18 protein-coding genes are annotated in these 21,607 nt (G+C 41.3%); 11 read left to right on the plus strand and 7 right to left on the minus strand.

What is annotated here, in order from left to right; translation table 11 throughout:
- The first annotated feature begins 60 nt into the window (after window positions 1-60).
- The 5 genes from H5201_RS07970 to H5201_RS07990 are packed head-to-tail and all read left to right on the plus strand — an operon-like array spanning window position 61 to window position 5,591.
- Complete coding sequence (locus H5201_RS07970; RefSeq protein ID WP_145241198.1) at window positions 61-1,401, plus strand: sigma-54 dependent transcriptional regulator; 1,341 nt, start codon at window positions 61-63, stop codon at window positions 1,399-1,401.
- Window positions 1,402-1,432: 31 nt separating this feature from the next.
- On the plus strand, window positions 1,433-1,642 hold the full coding sequence (locus tag H5201_RS07975; protein WP_145241196.1) for a histidine kinase: 210 nt from the start codon (window positions 1,433-1,435) through the stop codon (window positions 1,640-1,642).
- Between the two features lie 21 nt (window positions 1,643-1,663).
- The gene (locus tag H5201_RS07980; protein ID WP_149981220.1) at window positions 1,664-3,148 is read left to right on the plus strand and encodes an ATP-binding protein; all 1,485 of its coding nucleotides are present in this window, start codon (window positions 1,664-1,666) and stop codon (window positions 3,146-3,148) included.
- Complete coding sequence (locus tag H5201_RS07985) at window positions 3,149-3,610, plus strand: response regulator (RefSeq protein WP_145241192.1); 462 nt, start codon at window positions 3,149-3,151, stop codon at window positions 3,608-3,610.
- Between the two features lie 19 nt (window positions 3,611-3,629).
- Window positions 3,630-5,591 carry a hybrid sensor histidine kinase/response regulator gene (locus H5201_RS07990; protein ID WP_182718296.1) on the plus strand — a complete coding sequence of 654 codons (1,962 nt, stop codon included), beginning with the start codon at window positions 3,630-3,632 and terminating at the stop codon, window positions 5,589-5,591.
- On the opposite strand, the gene H5201_RS07995 is transcribed toward H5201_RS07990, so the two are convergent.
- From H5201_RS07995 to H5201_RS08005, 3 genes are read right to left on the minus strand one after another with little or no spacing between them, the layout of a single operon-like run.
- Window positions 5,578-6,582, minus strand: coding sequence for a LacI family DNA-binding transcriptional regulator (locus H5201_RS07995; protein ID WP_182718297.1), 1,005 nt, complete (start codon window positions 6,580-6,582; stop codon window positions 5,578-5,580). The two genes, H5201_RS07990 and H5201_RS07995, sit on opposite strands and share 14 nt — an antisense overlap.
- An 11-nt stretch (window positions 6,583-6,593) precedes the next feature.
- Window positions 6,594-7,925, minus strand: a complete 1,332-nt coding sequence (locus tag H5201_RS08000; RefSeq protein WP_182784166.1) for a glycoside-pentoside-hexuronide (GPH):cation symporter — start codon at window positions 7,923-7,925, stop codon at window positions 6,594-6,596.
- 20 nt (window positions 7,926-7,945) lie between these two features.
- Window positions 7,946-9,280 carry a GH1 family beta-glucosidase gene (locus H5201_RS08005; RefSeq protein ID WP_310736934.1) on the minus strand — a complete coding sequence of 445 codons (1,335 nt, stop codon included), beginning with the start codon at window positions 9,278-9,280 and terminating at the stop codon, window positions 7,946-7,948.
- A 290-nt stretch (window positions 9,281-9,570) separates the two neighbouring features.
- Between H5201_RS08005 and H5201_RS08010 the strand changes: the two genes are divergently transcribed.
- From H5201_RS08010 to H5201_RS08020, 3 genes are all read left to right on the plus strand, one after another.
- Window positions 9,571-10,785: a sugar MFS transporter gene (locus H5201_RS08010; RefSeq protein ID WP_259398498.1), complete on the plus strand. Its 1,215-nt coding sequence runs from the start codon at window positions 9,571-9,573 to the stop codon at window positions 10,783-10,785.
- A gap of 16 nt (window positions 10,786-10,801) precedes the next feature.
- Window positions 10,802-13,309, plus strand: coding sequence for an exo 1,3/1,4-beta-D-glucan glucohydrolase (locus H5201_RS08015; protein ID WP_182784170.1), 2,508 nt, complete (start codon window positions 10,802-10,804; stop codon window positions 13,307-13,309).
- Between the two features lie 121 nt (window positions 13,310-13,430).
- Entirely contained in the window at window positions 13,431-14,027 is a 597-nt protein-coding gene (locus tag H5201_RS08020) for a fumarylacetoacetate hydrolase family protein (protein WP_182784172.1), read from the plus strand.
- Here H5201_RS08020 and H5201_RS08025 read toward each other — a convergent pair.
- From H5201_RS08025 to H5201_RS08035, 3 genes are all read right to left on the minus strand, one after another.
- The gene (locus H5201_RS08025) at window positions 13,966-14,907 is read right to left on the minus strand and encodes an ABC transporter substrate-binding protein (RefSeq protein WP_182761539.1); all 942 of its coding nucleotides are present in this window, start codon (window positions 14,905-14,907) and stop codon (window positions 13,966-13,968) included. The two genes, H5201_RS08020 and H5201_RS08025, sit on opposite strands and share 62 nt — an antisense overlap.
- A 209-nt stretch (window positions 14,908-15,116) precedes the next feature.
- Window positions 15,117-16,169 carry an aldo/keto reductase gene (locus H5201_RS08030; protein WP_149981211.1) on the minus strand — a complete coding sequence of 351 codons (1,053 nt, stop codon included), beginning with the start codon at window positions 16,167-16,169 and terminating at the stop codon, window positions 15,117-15,119.
- A gap of 15 nt (window positions 16,170-16,184) precedes the next feature.
- Window positions 16,185-16,616, minus strand: a complete 432-nt coding sequence (locus tag H5201_RS08035; protein WP_182718304.1) for a thioesterase family protein — start codon at window positions 16,614-16,616, stop codon at window positions 16,185-16,187.
- Window positions 16,617-16,762: 146 nt separating this feature from the next.
- Between H5201_RS08035 and H5201_RS08040 the strand changes: the two genes are divergently transcribed.
- The 3 genes from H5201_RS08040 (at window position 16,763) to H5201_RS08050 (ending at window position 19,784) form a co-directional block, all read left to right on the plus strand.
- Window positions 16,763-16,966 (plus strand): hypothetical protein, encoded by a 204-nt coding sequence (locus H5201_RS08040; RefSeq protein WP_259398497.1) that lies wholly within the window; start codon window positions 16,763-16,765, stop codon window positions 16,964-16,966.
- Window positions 16,967-17,032: 66 nt separating this feature from the next.
- Complete coding sequence (gene dinB / locus H5201_RS08045) at window positions 17,033-18,085, plus strand: DNA polymerase IV (protein WP_182718305.1); 1,053 nt, start codon at window positions 17,033-17,035, stop codon at window positions 18,083-18,085.
- Window positions 18,086-18,260: 175 nt separating this feature from the next.
- Complete coding sequence (locus tag H5201_RS08050) at window positions 18,261-19,784, plus strand: leucyl aminopeptidase family protein (protein WP_182718306.1); 1,524 nt, start codon at window positions 18,261-18,263, stop codon at window positions 19,782-19,784.
- Window positions 19,785-19,854: 70 nt separating this feature from the next.
- Here the strand turns inward: H5201_RS08050 and H5201_RS08055 are convergent, their stop codons facing one another.
- The gene (locus tag H5201_RS08055) at window positions 19,855-21,492 is read right to left on the minus strand and encodes a methyl-accepting chemotaxis protein (RefSeq protein WP_182718307.1); all 1,638 of its coding nucleotides are present in this window, start codon (window positions 21,490-21,492) and stop codon (window positions 19,855-19,857) included.
- Window positions 21,493-21,607 lie beyond the last annotated feature (115 nt).

Consider the following 21,607-nt stretch of genomic DNA (forward strand, 5'->3'; position numbering starts at 1 on the left):
TGTAGAATAAGGCAGTTAAGATGTGGGGCTGGGCAATGATAATAAGCATAGGGATTTATCATGTTAAACATACTGTTAGTTGATGATGATAGCGAGTTTAGTGATGTCGTTTGTCATATCGTAGAGTTTTTAGGACATAACATTAATACTGCTGCTAATTTAGCAGAGGCTGAGCAGTGGTTTGTAAATAATACCTTTGACCATGTATTGTTAGACTTTATGCTGCCTGATGGAAGTGGTTTACACTTGGTTGAGCACCTTAAAAGTATTGGTCAAAAACCAAAAATAACCCTTATTTCAGGTCATCCTTCAGTCAAAGGTAAGTTGGCTGAAATGTGTGAGCCTAACGTTGGTCATCTAGTTAAGCCCTTGCAGCGCGAAGATATTGAGCGCCTTCTCAACCCTAAAAAAACCACGGCTAAGAAAAAAGCCGAGCCAAGTATTAAAAAGCATTTTGGCACCTTAATAGGTGAATCGCCGCAAATGCAGCATTTGTATACCATGATTGAGCGCGTTGCTAACACCAACGCCAACGTAATGTTAATGGGTGAAAGTGGTGCTGGTAAAGAAGTTGTCGCACAAGCGATTCACAATGCTAGCGCATGTACAGGACCTTTGGTGGCTACTAACTGCGGTGCGTTATCGAAAGAACTTATTGGTAGCGAATTATTTGGCCATGAGAAAGGGGCTTTTACTGGTGCTATTGCCCGTAAAGACGGTGTATTTGAGCAAGCAACCGGCGGAACATTATTTCTAGACGAAGTGACTGAAATGCCAATAGATATGCAGCCTAATCTATTGCGCGTGTTAGAAACTAAAAAAGTAACCCGAGTAGGTGGCAGTAAAGAAAGTGCGGTAGATTGCCGAGTGATTTCTGCGACTAACCGTTCATTAGAAGATTTAGCGCAAAATAATGTTATTCGTGAAGATATCTACTTTCGGTTAGCGGTATTTCCTATTGATATTCCACCACTGCGTGAAAGAAAAGAAGATATTGCCTTATTAGCCAATGCTTTTTTAAATCAATTAAATGAAGAAAACAATACCGACTTTCAATGGCAAACTGCACAATTAAAGTTACTTGAAAGCTATGATTGGCCAGGCAATGTTCGAGAACTGCGCCACGGCATTCATCGTGCTTTTATTATGAGTGATCCAAAAGGTAAAGCGATTACTTTGCCAGATAACTTAGAGTCACCATTTTCACGAGTGAATAAGCAAACTCAAGCAAATCAAGTGACTGCAGGGCAAACTATTGAAGAAGTTGAAAAAGAGCTGATCCACGCTACGTTGGATAAAGTACAAGGTAATAAAACGCTTGCAGCGCAAATGCTAGGTATAAGTACTAAAACTTTATACAACCGTCTAAATGCCTATGGTGGTATTGGCGAATATAGCTAAATTAAACTCAAGTAATCAATAAAGGGGTAGCATGGCTAATAACGATAAAATCAATAAGTTGATTCATGATGCACGCGGACCACTGAATCGTATATCGATGAATGCAGAATTGATTAAATTAGTGCTAGAAAATGATATGCCAAAAGAAAAAGCATTGGCAGCACTTGATAAAATAATAAGTAATTGCCAGCAATGCAGTGACAGCTTAGAACAAATATCGAATCTCGGCGTCGTTGAATAAGATAATATAAAAGGATTATAAATGAAGCTGCAAAAGCAACAAGGTAAGGTCAAGGTAACCTGGGCCAGTTTTATCGCGGTGCTGCTGTGTATTGTGGTGGGGAATGCGATTTTGGCAATGAATACCATTCAAAGCCTGACTCAAACCCAACAGCGTTTAGATGATACTAATATGTTAAACACCGCGATTGAGAAGCTTCATCTTTCAATTGTGCAGGCAGAATCAGGACAACGTGGTTACTTATTAACGGGCGATAAAGATTATTTAGCACCCTACAACGACGCTATTATGCAGCTCAACTCACAAGCTACACTGGTTAAAAATTTACGTACTGAAATTGCAGGCCAAGCAGATAAAGTAGCGCGATTACTATTTTTGGTTGATGATAAAGTTGCGGTATTAACCAGAACCGTTGATTTAGCATTAGCAGATAAAGAACGCCGTGCTCATTATTTACTAGAGACGCATCAAGGCCGTAAGCTTTACGAGCAAATTAGAGAGCTCGCTGATGAAATTCAAGATGCGGAGTCTGCTTTTAAAGCTGTGCAGTTTCGAAAGTTAGGGCAAATTAAAAAAGAAGCCAAACTCACTTTTGCAATTACTGCCGTAACCAGTGCTTTATTGATCCTTGGTATGTTTATGCTCACGCGTATTAACTTACATACAGCGGCAAAATATCAGCAGGAACTTGAATATCAAAACGAAACACTGGCTAGTAAAGTGACCGAGCGTACACAAGAGCTGACCTTGTACTCTGATGAACTAAGTCGCAGTAACCGTGAGCTTGAAGAGTTTGCCTTTGTAGCGAGTCATGATTTGCAAGAGCCACTGCGCAAAATTCAAGCATTTAGTGATCGCTTAGAAACCATGTTTAAAGACGAATTGGGTGAAAAAGGCATTGATTATATCGCGCGTATGAAAAATGCAGCGCAAAGAATGTCTAATTTAATTAATGACTTGTTAGAGTTTTCGCGAGTGACAACACGTGGTAAAGACTTTGCCGATACGGATTTAAAGCAAGTACTTGATGATGTGCTAAGCGATTTAGAAATTGCGATTAAAGAGTCAAATGCGCAGGTCAACGTGGGCGAAATGCCAGTAATACAAGCAGATCTGAGCCAAATGCAGCAGCTATTTTTGAATTTGATTTCAAATGCGGTGAAATTTAGACGTCCAGATGTGGCACCAATTATCACTATTGAGTATCAGCATCAGACTGAATTTAATGATGATTATAATACAGAGCTGGAATGGCAAATCATTACAGTTAAAGATAACGGTATTGGTTTTGCGCCAGAATATACCGACAAAATTTTTGTTCCGTTTCAACGTCTGCATGGGCGTTCGCAATATAAAGGCACTGGGATTGGTTTATCCGTGTGCCGACGTATTGTAGAGCGTCACGGCGGTACGATAGCGGCACAAAGTGAAACCGGTGAGGGAGCAACCTTCATCATAAAACTACCTGTGGAAAGCGAGCTTTTCACATTGCAAGGAGAGGCTTAAATGCCATTTTCTAAAGTAAAGCCAATCACCATTTTAATGGCTGATGATGATGAAGATGATCGTTTATTAACGCAAGACGCACTCGCTGAAAGCCGTGTATTAAACGAGTTATACTTTGTTGAAGATGGTGTGGAGCTTTTGGAGTACCTAGAGCGTAAAGGTAAGTTTGAAGACAAAAACTCATCGCCACGACCTGGGTTGATTTTATTGGATTTGAATATGCCACGCATGGATGGACGCGAAGCGTTGCAAGCGATTAAAGGCAATTCAAACTTAAAAGGTATTCCTGTAGTTATTTTAACCACGTCTAAGCAAGAGGAAGACATGGTTAAGGGTTACGATTTAGGCGCGGCTTCATACATTACTAAACCAGTTACGTTTGATGGCTTAGTTGAACTAATGAAAACGTTAGGTAAGTACTGGGTGGAGTTTGTAGAGTTACCTAGTACGTTTAATGACTAAATAAAAAACTGGAGACGCTATGTTAGATAAGGCAACCAGACTGTTACTTGTTGAAGACGATGAAGATGATTATATTTTAACCTGTGATTATCTAGAGCAGCTGAGTTCGCATACATTTGATATAGAGTGGATCAGTGATCCCAAGCAGGCAGTTAAGGTGCTGAGTAAAAATCATCATGATATTTGCCTGCTTGATTACCGCTTAGGGGCTTCAGACGGCTTAGCAGTATTAAAACAAGCTGTAGAAAATGGTTTTAATGGCCCTATCATTATGCTCACCGGGCAATCAAACGACGCCCTTGATTTAGCCGCTTTGGATGCAGGAGCTGTTGATTACCTCGTAAAAAGTGAAATGAGCTCAAGTCGCTTTGCCCGCTCTATTCGCTACGCATTAGCCCGACGCGATGTTGAAGATGAACGCCTTGAACGACTTAAAGCAGAGGCTGAGAATCGTTCTAAAGACCGCTTTTTAGCACATTTAAGCCATGAGCTACGCACCCCGTTATCGTCAATCTTGGGCTATACCGAGTTGCTTATGCAAAGTGAATTTAACAATCATGCCAATAATGAGTTAGGGGTTATTTATCGTAATGGTAAGCATCTACTTAGCTTGTTAAATGATGTTCTCGATTTATCAAAAATAGCTGCCGATAAACTGGAGCTCAGCTGCAGTGATGTCAACCTTGATAGTTTAATGGCTGATGTGTTTACCTTAATGCGAGTATCTGCGCTGGATAAAGGGCTGTCGCTGCGTTTTGAGTCATTACAACCTTTGCCTCTTGTAATTAGTATTGATGCGACACGGTTTCGGCAAATTTTAATTAATATCATCAATAATGCGATTAAGTTCACCGAGCAAGGCGATATCATTGTTCACGCATGGACAAAAGTTATTGATGGCCGTGAAATGCTGTTTTTTAGTATTAAAGATTCTGGAATGGGTATTGCCCCTGAGAAACAAGCACTTATATTCAAACCATTTGAACAAATAGCCGATGTAGAATCGCGCTCAGTTGGCGGCGCGGGGTTAGGTTTAGCTATTTGCTCTGAATTGTTGAGTCGTATGCAGGGCGGGATCACATTAGAGTCTGCTATTGGTCATGGATCTGAATTTACTATTTCAGTGTATCCGGGCAATATTCAATATGTAGAGCGCAGTGTATTGAAGCTCGATTTGACACCTAATATGCAGCAAAAAATGGCCCCTTGTAAAGTCAGTGGCCGAGTATTGGTGGTTGATGATTTACGAGATTTACGGGTGTTAGTTGGGCATATGATCTCTTCTGCTGGTGCAAAGGTTGATTATGCTGAACACGGTAAGCAAGCACTTGATAAAGTAACTAAAGCACAACAGCAAGGTGATCCGTACGACATTATATTTTTAGATATTCATATGCCGGTGATGGGGGGCAAAGAAACTACGATTGAACTTAGAAAAATGGGTTTTAAGGGTGCGGTAATCGCGCTTACTGCTGCCACGATGAAAGGTATACATAGCGAGTTATTGGCGCTGGGCTTTAACGATGTGATAGGCAAACCTGTTGATTCAAGCTTACTTTATCAGTGCTTAACTAATTACTCTATGGCGGCTAATAAGCCCGTTGATAAATTAGCGCAACCAGCGCGAGTAAAAAGTTGTGCGCGTTTTTTATTGGTTGAAGATGATGCAGATGCGGCGCAAATCACCCAGTTATTACTGGAAAGTTTAGGGGTTGAAACCGTTGTTGCAACTAGTTATGAGCATACTTTAGCAATTCTAAAAAATGACTCTCAATTTGATAAAGTGTTATTAGATATGCATTTGCCTGATGGCAGTGGCTTGGATTTAGCTCGTTATACAAAGCAGTATTATCCAGATTTAAAGCGAGTAATCGTCAGTGGTATACAGCCAGAACCGAAGCAAATTGAACTCCTTGAGATAGAGCAAGTATTACTTAAACCGATTAATTTAGCATTACTAACCCAACTTATTGAGGGTTAGTAATAATTGATTGACGGACGATCAGTTCTGGCTCAAATAATGTTTGTAACGGTAATTCACCCTTACCGTAAACTTTGCTTAAAATCCACTTTGCTGCCATTTTTCCTATATCATTAATTGGGTAGTTAATAGTCGTTAGTGGCGGGTAAATATGACGGGTAAAAAATACGTTGTCATAACCCATGATCGACAATTGTTCGGGAAGCTTAATGCTATATTCTCGGGCTGTGGCCATTGCACCAATGGCCATTTCATCATTAGCACAAATTAAAGCTGTAAAAGCGTGGTTACTTTCATGGAATAACTTAAAACCTGCCGAGCCGCTGGTTTCCATAAAATCGCCTTGATAAAGCAATTGTTCATTAAATTCTAAGTCAAATTCAGCGAGAGCCTGTTTATGGCCGGTTAAGCGATCCTGAGCATCTTTTTTCCAAAGTGGCCCGCTAATGTAAGCTATGTCACGATGGCCTTGCTCAAGGACATACTTGGTTGCTAAATATCCACCTTTGATATTATTTAAAACGATACACCGATCGGCAAGCTCTGGGATCAAACGGTTGATCAGTACAAAGGGGGTGCTGCCTTTACTCAGTTCTATCAAGTAGTCGTCGCTGATGGCTTCAACATGTAAAATCAAGCCATCACAATTGCGACTAATTAAAAACTCAATCCCTTGCTGTTCACGATCGGCATCACTGTGGCCTGCGGTAATAATGACGTGTTTACCTTGATTACGAAACGCATTTTCAATGTCGCTCATCATCGGTCCATAAAATGGCCCGTGTAGCTCAGAAACGAGCAAGCCTACGCTATTCGAGCAATTAGATGCGAGAGATTGTGCTATGGAATTAGGCCGGTAACCAAGCTGTGTCATCGCAACGGTTACCTTTTTTCGCGTTGCATCACTGACATTAGTATTATTATTCATTACCCTTGAAACGGTCGCTAATGAGACCCCAGCAAGTTTTGACACCTCATAAATGGTCGCCATGATATTCCTTGTTAAGTACTACTTCTTTGGGCTAAATCAGCGTTTATTTTCTCTAAGGTATTATTATCAAGAATATACCTTTTCATGATCAACGCGACAAGTACACTACCAATTGCAGGAAACAGTGTAAACGAGGTTAAAATACCGACTTTAGTTGCTTCATTAAGCTCAGTGTTAGCTTGATAGCCATAGTAAGCCAGTAACCAACCAGCAATAGCTCCGCCCAGTGCCAGGCCTAGTTTAATAAAGAACACCACGCTTGCATAGACCAAGCCAGTTAGCCGATGGCCATTTTGCCATTGTCCGTAGTCAATTGCATCTGCCATTTTTGCCCATAACAATGGAGTTGCCATTTGGGTGAAAAAACACCATAAAAAATAGACTGCAAACGCGAGCACTAATTGGTCGTCAGATAAGAAAAATGCAAAACAGCTTATGGCCGCAGAGATGTATTGGAGATATATATATGCTGCTTTTTTGTCAACCCGTTTACTCAGTGGTTGTGCGCAGGCGCAGCCAAGAATATTACCGATCATTCCCAAGGTAACAAATTGCGTAACTAAGTCGGCTTCACCAAGAACATATTTTACGTAATAAATTGCTAAAGTCGTACGCAGCACCATACTCGTGAGCAGCATAATGGCAGCACCACAGAGTATTTTAAAAGGACCGTTTTGCCACAACGTTGCCATTTGTGCTTTGAGGCTAAGGGTTTGTTGCTGTGGTGCAACCACGCGTTCTTTAGTAAAGCGAAAGCAGAACAAAAATAATATCACACCGAAACAGCTCATCAGTATCATAGTAAGCTGATAGCCAAGAGCATTATCGCCTTTACCAAACCAGCTTACTAATGGCAATGTGCAAGCACTGACGAGTAAGCCACCGAGCATACCAAATACAAAACGATAAGATTGAATGGATACGCGTTCACTCGGATCGTGACTTAGTACTCCACCCAAAGCTGAATAAGGAATATTAATTGCGGTATAAACCAGCATTAATAGCGTATAGGTGACAAACGCGTAGATGACTTTTCCTGTCGCGTTTAAATCTGGTGTGGTAAAAGTAATTACACTAACCAGCCCAAACGGGATCGCGAGCCACAATAGGTAAGGCCGATAACTACCATATTTGGTTCGGGTTGCATCGGTGAGCGCCCCCATTAACGGATCGGTGATTGCATCAATAACTCGCACCACTAGGAACAGAGTACCAACGATGGCCGGAGAAATACCAAATATATCGGTATAGAAAAAAGTTAAAAATAGCATCACGGTTTGAAAAATGATGTTACTTGCAGTATCACCTAAGCCATAGGCTATTTTTTCTTTTCTAGTTAGCATAATTGGCACTCATGTTGTTATTATTTTTTGCGCTGTGTGAGCAATGCGCGATATTGTATTGCGCTCTCTTTTAGTATGCGTTGCTGGTTTTCATAATCAACATAAACGAGACCAAAGCGTTTTTCATAGCCGTATGCCCATTCAAAGTTATCCATTAAGCTCCATGCAAAATAGCCTTGTATATCAACTCCTTGCTCAACTGCGTCATGCACTGCATTGAGGTGGGTATGATAATAACTAACACGCTCTGTATCGAGTACTTGGCCATCTCGTAGTGTATCTGCCATGGCCGCACCATTTTCAGTTACATAAACTTTAGGTAGTTGGTATAGCTCATTTAATGATACTAACAACTCAGTTAAACCTTGTGGATAGACTTCCCAGCCCATGTCAGTCACAGCTATGTTGTCGATTTGTGCTTCGGCAAACCAGTTATCATCAGTGTTTTTGTAGTGTATGCGGGTATAGTAATTAACGCCAATAAAGTCGATTTTTTGACTTATTATCGCCATATCATCAGCAGCTATATGGGGTTGCACTTCACTACTGAGGCTATTTAAAAGCGCCGGATACAGACCTTCTAAAACTGCTTTGATATACCACTGATTGTGATATTGATCGGCTAATAATGCTGCTTGTGTATCGTTTTCTGTCAGTGGATAAGCTGGGCTGAAGTTAAGAACAATACCAGCTTCTATATTAGGGCAATTGGCGCGCAGTACTTGCATGGCAAGACCATGGGCTAACAATAAATGATGAGCCGCCTGACGACCTGCTTGTTGGCTTTTAATACCGGGGGCATGTACACCCACTTCATAGCCTAAATAGGCACTGCAAAAAGGTTCATTTAAAGTCGCATAAGAGTCAACTAAACCTGTCAACTGCTTGGTAACTAAATCAGTATAGTGAGCAAATGCATAGGCGGTGTCACGGTTTAACCAGCCACCGTTATCTTCCAAGTGCTGGGGTAGATCCCAGTGATATAAGGTGACATAGGTCTTGATATTGCGTGCTTTTAAAGCCGTTAATAAATCACGATAAAAGCCAATGCCTTGCTGATTAATACTGCCATCTTGATGCAATACGCGCGGCCATGAAATTGATAATCGGTACGCATCAACGGCTAAGTCAGCAATCATTGCGATATCTTGTTGCCATAGTTCAACATGGTTACAGGCTGTATCGCCATTGCTATTGTCGGTGATAGCTCCTGGCTGGTCACAAAAAGTATCCCAAATAGATGTCAGGCGGGCGCTGCGAGCTCCCTCAATTTGAAATGAGGCTGTGGCTACACCAAAGGTAAACTGAGGTTTAAGTAGCGCAGAGCTAGGCGGTAGAGAAATAGTTTTAAACACGATTAGGTGCATCCTTTAACATTCAGTTTTGGCAATTACTTTTACATTAAGCACAGCATAGTCATTAAAAATGGAAGCGCTTACAGAATGTTTGTAAATAAATTGCTAATTTCGATTTATATGATATAAATGTAAGCGCTTACATTTTATGTTGCAACTATTATTTGCTTTTTTAAGTAGTGAAAAAGTACTTAAATAAGCGTAACTAACTGATAATTAAAATAATTAGAGAGTTTAATATGGCAAACGTCACACACAATTTGGCAACGAATGAACATAGCCTACAACCAATGGGCAAACAAACGTTTGCTTTAACGTCGTTGACCACCTTATTTTTTATGTGGGGGTTTATTACGTGTCTGAACGATATTCTGATCCCCTATTTAAAAGGGATGTTTTCACTCAATTATACCCAAGCGATGCTAATCCAATTTTGTTTCTTTGGGGCTTATTTTGTGATGTCGATACCTGCTGGTAAGTTGGTGAGTAAAATAGGTTATCAATTTGGTATTGTGGTGGGCTTAGTGGTGGCCGCGGTTGGTTGTGCATTATTCTATCCCGCAGCCGTAGCGCATGTTTATGAGCTGTTTTTATTGGCGCTATTTGTACTGGCTTCGGGGATTACCATCTTACAAGTGTCAGCCAATCCATACGTAAGCGTACTTGGCGCTGCAAAAACAGCGTCGTCGCGTTTAACCATGACCCAAGCATTTAATTCGTTAGGTACTACGGTTGCGCCAATCTTTGGTGGCTGGCTTATTCTAACTGAAGTCAGCCAAGCAACCGCAGAGCAAGTTAAACTTCCTTATTTAATGCTTTCAGCAAGCTTACTGGTACTTGCGGGGATTTTTGCTTTTTTAAAATTACCTAAACTTGGCAAAGCAGCAGATGCTGAGAGTGAAAATCAATATGTTGAGAACTTTATTGATTTAGGTAGTGTTTGGCAGTATCGCCATTTAATTTTAGGAGCCATTGGCATTTTTGTTTATGTCGGTGCTGAAGTCGCAATCGGCAGTTTTTTAGTGGGCTTTTTAACCTTAGACCATATTGCGGGTTTTACTGAACAGCAAGCAGCACATTATATTAGTTATTACTTCGCGGGCGCCATGATAGGACGCTTTATTGGTGCTGCCATCATGCAAAAACTCAATGCAGGTAAGGTATTGGCATGTCATGCATTACTTGCCGTGGTACTGGTGTTAATGGCGATGACAGGACAAGGGGCATTAGCAATGTGGGCTATTTTGTTGGTCGGACTATGTAACTCAATTATGTTCCCAACCATCTTCAGTTTAGCCCTACAAGGCCTTGGCAAATATACCTCTCAGGGTTCAGGTATTTTATGCTTAGCCATTGTCGGTGGTGCAATTATTCCATTATTACAAGGCGTCCTAGCTGACAATTTTGGTGTGCAATTAGCACTATTACTGCCGATCGGCTGCTATTTATATATTACTTACTTTGCGCTATTTGGCTCAAAAGTAACAACTTCAACTCGTCATTGATAACTAGGTGGACAACATGACAATAACAAAACCACGTACTCTTTTGGTAATGATGATTGCAGCAATGGCGATGAATGGCTGTTCGCAATCAGAACAAACAGCAGCGACCAATGAGATTTGGCCGATGATCAAAAGCGGTGTTAAAGACGATGCCAATATGGAGCAAAAAATTGCTGACTTGCTCGGCTCAATGAGCTTAGAGCAAAAAGTAGCCCAGATGATCCAACCTGAAATTCGCGATATTACAGTGGAAGATATGCGTCAATATGGTTTTGGTTCTTACCTTAATGGCGGTGGGGCTTTTCCTAATAATAATAAACATGCCACGGCTGCTGATTGGATTGAACTAGCCGAAAAAATGTACCAAGCATCAGTAGATGATTCCCTTGATGGTAGCCGTATCCCAACTATGTGGGGAACCGATGCAGTTCATGGTCATAATAATGTTATTGGTGCGACGTTATTTCCGCACAATATCGGTTTAGGTGCGGCTAACAATCCACAGTTGATTGAAAAAATTGCTGCAGCGACCGCCCAAGAAGTGATGGTAACCGGTATTGATTGGGTGTTTGCACCTACCGTTGCTGTGGTACGAGATGACCGCTGGGGCCGTACTTATGAAGGGTATTCAGAAGATCCACAAATTGTTAGAGATTACTCAGCCGCAATAGTAAAAGGCTTACAAGGCGCAGTTGATCAAGACTTTTTATCAGATAAACGGGTGATCAGTACGGTTAAGCATTTTATTGGTGATGGTGGTACACAAGGCGGTGATGACCAAGGTAATAATATTACCAGCGAAGCAGAGTTATTTACCATTCATGCGCAAGGTTATGTGGGAGGCTTAGGTGCTGGAGCACAAACAGTTATGGCGTCGTTTAATAGCTGGCATGGCGAAAAAATCCATGGCAGTAAATATCTCTTAACTGATGTGCTAAAAGGCAAAATGGGTTTTGATGGCTTTGTTGTGGGTGATTGGAATGGTCATGGACAAATTCCTGGTTGTACCAATGGAAACTGTGCACAAGCCGCTAATGCCGGCCTTGATGTATACATGGTGCCTACTGATGCATGGAAGCCACTTTATGAAAACCTTATCGCACAAGTTAACAATGGCACAATTGCGCAATCACGAATTGATGATGCGGTAACGCGTATTCTGAGAGTAAAAATGCGTGCGGGTTTATTTGATAAACCAAGTCCTGCAAATCGTCCACTTTCAGGAAAAACAGAGGTCATTGGTAGTGCTGAACATCGTAAAATCGCAAAACAAGCAGTTCGCGAATCTTTAGTACTCCTAAAAAACAAACAACAGTTACTGCCGCTTTCGCCAAAAGCAAATGTGTTAGTAGCCGGTCTAGGTGCTGATAATATCGGTATGCAATCTGGCGGTTGGAGCATTACTTGGCAAGGTACGGGGAATCAAAATAGCGATTTCCCAGGTGGCACGTCGATTTTGGATGGTATTGAACACACTGTTAAGCAAGCGGGCGGGCAAGTTCAGTATGACTTAAACGGTGAGTTCAATACATCTCCAGATGTCGCTATTGTAGTATTTGGTGAGCAACCTTACGCAGAAGGCAATGGGGATTTAGATAATCTTGAATATCAGCGGGGTAATAAAACGGATTTAGCGCTACTGCGAAAATTCAAGCAAGCCGGTATTCCCGTTGTATCGTTATTTATTAGCGGCCGCCCAATGTGGGTAAACGCAGAGCTTAATGCCAGTGATGCGTTTGTTGCGACGTGGTTGCCAGGTAGCGAAGGGGATGCAATTAGCGATGTGTTATTTGCAAATGTAGATGGCTCAGTAAATCATGATTTTAAAGGCAAGCTGTCGTTTTCTTGGCCGAATAACCCAGTTGATAACGAAAATCGTGGTGATAAAGATTATTCGCCATTATTACCGTATGGTTTTGGCTTAACTTATTCAGATAAAAACACCTTACAAGATGATCTTGTTGAACAAATGGGAACGTCACAACAGCTTGATGATTTAGTCTTGTTTGAGCGCGCGGTTAAAGCGCCATGGAGTCTGCATTTACAAAGTGGTGAGCAGCAAAAAGTGATGGCAAGTAGTCGCGAATCAATCGGAGCTGTTAGCGTTAAAACCTTTGATAAAGACGTTCAAGAAGATGCGCGTGCAATTACCTTCAGCGGCGATGAACTAGCAGCAGTGCGTTTAAGTGCGGCATTCCCATCTGATTTACGTTCGTTTGTTGAAAAAGCAGGGCAGTTACAAATGCAAATTAAGGTTGAGCAAAGTGCCGATGCCCCGCTTTGGCTTGGTATGCAATGTGGTGATGATTGCCAAGGTAAATTGGATATTGCTAAGCAGCTAAATGCAACCAATGAATGGCAGACTTTAAGCATTGATTTACGGTGTTTTTCACAGCAAGGTGTTAATTTAGGGCAAGTATTCTCACCTTGGCAGTTAAGTACAGCTGCGCCATGGCAGGTATCGATTGCGAAACTCAACATCACCAGCGAGCATGTATCTACTGAGGTTATTTCATGCCAGTAATGCCTTTGTTAGGCTTAACACCACTGACATCGATCTAGATAAATAGCAATACGAAATTAATTGCCAATAAACGTCATAAAAAGTAGTCTAGGCTGCTTTTTATTGAATAGGAAAGATCGAAATGAAACCAGTGAATCCATCAAAAGTCATTTGTATTGGTCGTAACTATGCTGCGCATATTGCTGAGCTTGGTAATCAAGAGGCTGACGAAATGGTGGTGTTTTTAAAGCCGCCAAGCGCGATAACAAATACCTTAATATGTACTCATAAGGATGAGCAATTACATTTTGAGACTGAAATTTGTTTTCAAGTTAACAATGGCTGTTTAGCTGCTGTGGCGGTGGGACTGGATTTAACTAAGCGAGATTTACAGAGTAAATTAAAAGCCAGCGGTTTACCGTGGGAACGCGCGAAAGCCTTTGATGGCTCTGCATTGTTTAGTGAGTTTGTACAAATAGACGAACAAGCTATTGAGCATTTAAGCTTAACCTTACTGATAGATAATAAGGTGCGACAACAAGGCGGCGTTGAGTTAATGCTTTATAAACCCACGGTTATTTCAGCCCAAGTTAGTGAGTTTATGACTTTAATTGATGGCGATATTATTATGACTGGCACACCTGCAGGAGTAGGAGCTGTGAACGCAGGAAGTACATTTATTGCTCAGTTACACTTGGGCTCAGACTTATTGGTTCAGCAAGAGTGGTTGGCTGAGTAAGTTTTAATATCTGTTGTTGATATTGTTGATCAAAATCCGCAAAGGTATTTTCAAGCAATACACGCTGTGTTTGCTGGTACTTTGCAGACGGCAGTATGCTATTTGTTAGCACTCGATTTATTTTTTTTAAGGCATTATTAGCAAAATTATTAGGGGCATTGGTTGAGCAGCCAATCGCACCTAAAACCAGCTTATCGGCGTGATCGGCAATAGGTAAGGTTACTACATTATCAAATTCGCTGAAGCGGTTGTAGTAATCGGCTAAAAAAGGATAGTCGATAGTGTAATCAATATACCCATGATTGAGCCGATTGATCACCGAGCTGCTTTCGTTTTCACTGTTCCAACTTAATGATGTATGTTGGTCGCTTTTAGTATTTCGAGCGATGGTATTTAACTCTGGAGTAAATTTACGCGCAGCGGATTGGCCAAAAATAAATTTATTATCTGTCAGTAGTTTAACTAAATTTATCGGTGAACTGTGTTGTTGGCTAATTACTTTCGCTGTTTTAGCTGAGGCAATGATAGCAAATGGTGGGTACACCGTTGTTGGCACCGAATAGATCACTCGCGGGGTGTTAACTTTACGGTGGATCATACAAGGGTAACATGCTTGTTGACCTTCATCGAGGTACTTGCCTATACGTTTTTGCGGCAACATTTCGCGGGTATGCTCTATATCGGGTAACTCAATGATGAGCTGTTCGACTAAGTAATCACATAAGCCTCCATCTGGAGTTTGCGCTGTTTTAGCCAGATGAAAAGGCGCCGCATCACTTTGGAGCCAAGTTATGTGAGTTACTTCATCGGTATTATTAGCAAGTACATAGGTGCTTGAAAAAAAAGAGAATAATGTAACGAAGTAATAGACAATACGCATAGCTATATTTACTTTATCCGCTAACAATTTAAATCGAGTATACAATAACTAATATTTTGCGCTACTAAAGGATGGTAAATTATTGCATTAAGTTAATTTTTTAATGCTTTAGTGGCGTTTTTTTGATTCACTATTTGTGAGTAGGTTGTTTTTCAAGTGTTTTAATCTGGTGGAAAGCCCAAGCATTGATAATGATTGGGCTTTATTGATTAAAATGGCATTGGGTATTGCTTAAATACATTACCAATATCAGTTAAAGCTTGTTCGCTTAATTCGATGTTGAACGCGGCAATGTCATCTTTTAGTTGTACTAAGCTGGTTGCACCAATAATTGAAGAAGTAACACCATCAACTTGGTCACACCATGCAAGCGCTAATTGTGCTGGGGTTATTTGGTATTGCTGGGCAATTTCAACATAGTGGCTGATTGCTTGTTGCGATTGTGCTGTGTCACGGAATAAACCATTACGCTGCACCAGTGTCCAGCGGCTACCATCGGGACGTGCGCCATTTAAATATTTTCCACTTAACATACCGCCTGCTAAGGGTGACCAAGGTAAATAAGCAATATCTTCGTGAATACATTGCTCTATTAGATAAGGCCAATCTTTAGCGTGTAATAAACTAAATTCATTTTGAATAGAGACCATGCGCGGTAAATTGTGTTGTTCACTTAATCGTAAAAATTGGCTAATACCCCATGGCGTGTCGTCAGAGAGACCACAATGTTTAATTTTACCAGCTTTAACACAGTCGTTTAAACCTTCAAGAATATCGAGCATACCCGCTGTGTGTTGCTCTGTATTGGCGTCACTAAAACGGATCATACCTGGCCATTGTTTGCTAAAGTGCGGTGATTGACGATTCGGCCAATGTAGTTGGTATAAATCAATTACATCGGTTTGTAGGCGTTTTAATGACTCGTCAACTGCATGAACGACTGCTTGACGAGTAATATCGCCGCCATCGCGTATCCAAGCTAGGCCATTGCCAGCAATTTTAGTGGCGAGCACAATATCGTCTCGCTTACTTGGATTACGCGCTAACCAATTACCGATAATTTGCTCTGTTTTTCCGTACGTATCTGGAGTGGGAGGGATGGCATACATTTCTGCAGTATCAATGAAGTTTACGCCATGCTCTAAGGCATAAGCAATTTGCTCATCAGCATCTGCTTGATTATTTTGTACGCCCCACGTCATGCTGCCTAAGCATACACGAGACACATTGAGACCACTGCTACCAAGTGGGTTGTAACGCATAATGATTCCTTACTTTTATGATTCTCGGCTGTACTTATGTAATGCAGCCAATAATGGCTCACTTAATTGTGCTTTCTTACCCGTTTTAAAATTAAACATCACCACTTGCGATGACCCTAATGTAGTCAAGGCATTTTGCGCTTGGCTAAATACTCTGTAGTGCATCATAAAACGGTCTTTTTGAATATCACTGATGGTAACGCCTACCAACACTGTATCAGGAAATGTGACAGGGCGTTTATAACGCGCGTTATTTTCACTGATCACAGGACCAATACCTGTTGTTTGTAAATCTTCGAGTAAATTTATTTGATTAAAAAAATCAATTCGAGCAGTTTCAAAATAACGAAAATACACCACATTATTGACATGTTGTAAGGCATCCATTTCTCCCCAAGCAACATTAATTGCTGTATGGATAGGATGTTGTTCTATGAATGATTGCATATTCGACAGCTCTTTAAAGTAAAAACGTAGATTAGCAATTGGTGCTGTTTAGCTCAAGATAATTAGGAAAACAGTGAAAATGTGCTAGTTTTAGTAGTTCACGGTTACGTAAATGAATACTTTAATCTGATTTAAAGGAGCTAATTATGAATACAGTGACAGCAAAAATAATGAAACGCTTAGCGCTACTGGTGGTGATCTGTTTGGCATTAGTTTGTTATGCGATGGGCAATGCTTCTGGGATGGTGATACTAATCGTAGTTGGTTTTATTTTAGAAGGTGCTTTTTGGTTATTCGGTGCGAGGTTATTTAATCGTAAAAAATCTTCACAGCAAGAATCATCGAGCTGATGACTTGCTAATAAATCAAACTTAATGAATAATAACTGTTCATTTGTACAGTGCTTGGTTTGAGGAATGAAAAAGTTTATTCATATTGACATGGATTGCTTTTACGCAGCGGTCGAAATGCGCGATAACCCCGCGCTTGCTAATGTACCTTTGGCAATTGGTGGCAATAGTCGCCGTGGAGTGCTCTCTACAGCAAATTACATCGCCCGCGAATACGGTGTGCGATCTGCGATGTCTAACTACCGTGCTAAACAATTATGCCCAGATTTAGTGATTGTACCAGGGCGTATGCAAGTTTATAAACAAGCCTCTTCGCAAATTCGTGCTGTATTTAAGCACTATACCGATCTTATAGAGCCTCTTTCTTTAGATGAAGCTTACCTTGATGTGACTGACAGTAATGCATGCCATGGTAGTGCGACCTTAATGGCAGAGCAGATCCGCGCCGATATTTTTGCAGCCACCGGTTTAACTGCTTCGGCTGGAATTGCGCCGATAAAATTTATTGCCAAAATTGCCAGTGATGAAAATAAACCGAATGGTCAATTTGTAGTATTGCCTGAGCAAGTGGATGACTTTTTAGCGCAATTACCTTTGGGTAAAATACCCGGGGTCGGTAAGGTTACCCTTGAAAAACTCAATTTAAAAGGCTTATACACCGGTGCTGATGTGCGCGCTAAAGGGGTTAATTGGATGCAGCAACACGTTGGTAACTTTGGGGTCTCGCTGTATCAAAAATGTGCCGGTTTACATATTGGTAAAGTATCCACAGAACGTACCCGTAAATCGCTCAGTGTTGAGCATACCTACGAATATAATAAAACCAGCTTACAAGCGTGTTTAGATCAATTGCCAATATTATTGGCTGAGCTTCAACGTCGATTAACAAAGCAGCAATTAGAGCAACGTATAAATAAACTCAGTGTCAAAGTGAAGTTTGCTAATTTTGTGGTTACATCGGCCGATCAAACTTGCCACCGACTTGATGAAACTATCTTGGCTGAGCTGCTGAGCAAAGCATATCAACGTGGCTTGCAGCAGCCAGTGCGGTTACTCGGTGTAGGGGTCGGTGTTAAAAATGAACCGCAGCAACATGTACAGCTGAGTATATTAGACTAAGATACTGCGCGCTATTTGCTTCAATCAACGATAAGTGGGCAGTGAGTAACTGCTTTATTTTACACTGTAACTCCAAGTTGCCAGCGTTATGTTAGCTCGTCGTACATTGCTGGCAATAGCTATTTAAATCAATGATAATAAGCTCCTACGTTTTTTGACAACAGGACCTTTTTTTATGGCATATCCTCACGCAGTTGCAGCCCCGCAATTAGATAACGCAAAACATGATGCGCTTATTATTATTGCCGATAATTTTTCTGAGTTAGACGATCCGAATCTAAGCCAAGCTATTAAAGCGCAAATGGCGGTTGATGCACGTATTGGTAAGCAAGTCACGCTGCTTGTTGTTGATTCTAAACGGGTGATTTTAGCGCCGACAGGTCCATTAAATCGTGATTATGACGATGTACGTCGTTATTTTGATGCAGCTAAATTGGCTATTAATGAAGCTAAAGCATCAGGCAGTACAAAACCTGCTATTTACTTACCACAAGCAAGCCAAGATAGCCGTTATCAGTATGCCTTAGAAGTTGCTTATCTTGGTGCTTGCCAAGCGTTGTGGCAGCCGCTTGAGGCGCGCGAGTTTCATGGCGAAAGCATTGAACCGATCACTCAAATAGCCTTGTTTGGTGCTAATGAGCAAACAATTAAAGCAGTGAATGCCATTGCCGCAGGGCAGTATGCTGCTCGTGATTTATGTGGCACTGAGCCTGAGCGTATGGCGCCACCACGTTTTGCTGATTACTGTGTGGATTTATTTAAAGGCAGCAAGGTCAATGTTGCAGTGATTGCAGATATTGCCACGATTGATAAAGAGTACCCGATGATGAGTACCGTAGCTCGCGCTTCATATGCGGTTGAGCGTCATCACCCTCGGGTTGTAAAACTTGAATATGTACCAGAGGGCGAAGTAACACGTACCTTAATGTTTGTCGGTAAAGGCTTAGTATATGACACCGGTGGTGCCGATTTGAAAGTGGGCGGGCATATGGCCGGTATGAGCCGTGATAAAGGCGGCGCAGCCTCTGTTGCTGGTTTTATGAAATCAGTGGCAGACTTTCAACCACAAGGCGTTAAAGTTATTGCATACTTAGCGGTAGTTCGTAACTCAATTGGTTCTGATTGTTTTGTACCAGATGAAATTATTACTAGCCGTGAGGGCGTACGTGTTCGCATCGGTAATACGGATGCAGAAGGGCGCTTAGCTATGGGGGATTTACTCAGCGAGATGAAAGATTTAGCAAAAGGAGAAGTTAATCCTGAAATCTTTACGGTCGCAACCTTAACCGGACATGCAGCTCGTGCAATGGGACCTTACAGTGCATACGTTGAAAATGGCCCTGCACGTGCGGCTAATATTTCTCGTAAGCTGGCTGACAGTGGTGACTTATGGGCTGATGGTGCAGAAGTTTCTCGCAGCCGTCGCGAAGACTATGATTTTATTAAACCGCGTACTTTAGCTGATGACGTATTATCAAGTAACAATGCAGCATCAGCAGTTACCGCACGTGGTCATCAGTTCCCTATGGCATTTTTAGCTATTGTTGGTGGCCTTGATAAGCATGGTTGTGAGTCAGCACAGCCTTTACCTTATGTGCATATGGATATTGCCGGTAGTGGTGTTGAAGGTGGTGATTGGCAGCACGGTAAACCAACTGCAGCAGGCCTAAGCAGTTTATTTGCTCGTTACTGCTTATAATAAGCAGTATTAAATACAACAGCCCCGTTATATAAAATGACGGGGCTTTTTTGTAATTTGTTTTTGTTAATTAATCTAATTTAAAGCGATTAACCACATCAGTTAGCTGTTGGCTACTGTGTTTAAGATTATCGCTCGCACCAGAAAGTTGTGATGTATTGGCCAGAGACTGTTCGGTTGATTGCGATAGTTCATTAATTCGCAAATTGACTTCATCCGCAGCACTTGATTGTTGCTCAGTCGCACGGGCTATTTGACCATTCATATCGGTGATCACTGACACCAGACGTTCAATTTCAGTTAATGAGGTATTGGCAGATCCGGCTTGTTGTACTGTGCTGGTGGATAATTGTTGGCTAGCTGTTACCGCCTCTACGGCCGCCTTTGCGCCTTTTTGTAATTTGGCTATCATCGCCTGAATTTCGTCTGTACTCTTGCCTGTGCGACTTGCAAGAGTGCGTACTTCATCAGCTACAACGGCAAACCCCCGGCCTTGTTCGCCAGCACGTGCCGCTTCGATTGCAGCATTGAGTGCCAGTAAATTGGTTTGCTCCGCAATACCGCGTATCACGTCTAGTACCGATCCTATATTATTACTTTCTTGAGCTAAATCAGCGGTAACTTGACTCACAATCTCAATATTTTTGGACAGTGTTTCTATGGCTTGGATTGTTTTAGCAACGACTTCTTTACCTTCAGATGCATTCACCGCGGCTTGGTTAGCGGCTTGTTCAGCCGCTTCGGCATTGCGACTTACATCATGAATTTGGTGGGTCATTTGCTCCATTGCTGCAGCGACTTGCGTTGAGCTATCGTTTTGCAGTTCAATAAAAGAATGATTGGTTTTACTCGCATCATCCACTGTTTGGGCATGCTGGTTAACATCATTGGCATTATTTGCCACTTGTTTAAGTGACTCACGCATTTTGGTAGTAAATAAATTAAAGTGGCGAGATAACCGTGATACCTCATCATTACCATTTTCATCTAAGGTTTGGGTTAAATCCCCTTCACCTTGAGAGATACTTTTCATCATATTTGCAGCAAGCCGAGTTGGTAATAAAATACTTCTGGCGATTAAGTAACTTAAACTAATTAATAGCAAAATAATCACTGCGGCATTGAGAATAACTAAATTCCGTAAGCTGGCAAAAGCCTCATCAATAGTATCAATATAGACACCTGAACCGACTATCCATTGCCATGGGGTAAAACCTTTCACATAGGCTATTTTATCAACTGGCTGATCTTTGCCTGGTTTAGGCCATTTGTAAGGGATAAAACCTTCACCACTTTGCTTAACTATTTTAACCATTTCAACAAATAACGGTACGCCATCGGGGTCTTTACTGTTGCTGAGTGATTTACCGTTTAACTCTGGTTTAAAAGGGTGCATAACCATGGCTGGCTGAAAATCATTGATCCAGAAGTAATTGTCATTGTCATAGCGAATACTAGCTATCGTAGTTAGTGCACCTTGTTGGGCTTGTTGCTCGGTGAGTTCGCCGCTTTGTTGTAATGAATGATAATGGGTAATAACACTATAAGCAGCTTCAACCAGATTTTTTGTTTTCGTATATTGGCCTGCTTTGAGTGAACTATATTGCTGAGTTAAACTGGTAATACTTAAAAAAAGTAAACCAACAACGACCAAACTTACCAAGATAGCTAAGCGCTGAAAAATAGTAAAACGGCGTAGGTACGACATAAAAAATCCTTTAGAAGTGCTCGCAGTAGGCGCGCATATATTAAGCGTAGTAAATATTACTTTAAAATCTAGTTAACTGTCCCTTGTTTTGGTCTAAATTATTTTAAATAAATAG

Origin of the sequence: Pseudoalteromonas sp. SG43-6 (genome assembly GCF_014164365.1) — a bacterium.
GTDB lineage: Bacteria > Pseudomonadota > Gammaproteobacteria > Enterobacterales > Alteromonadaceae > Pseudoalteromonas > Pseudoalteromonas rhizosphaerae.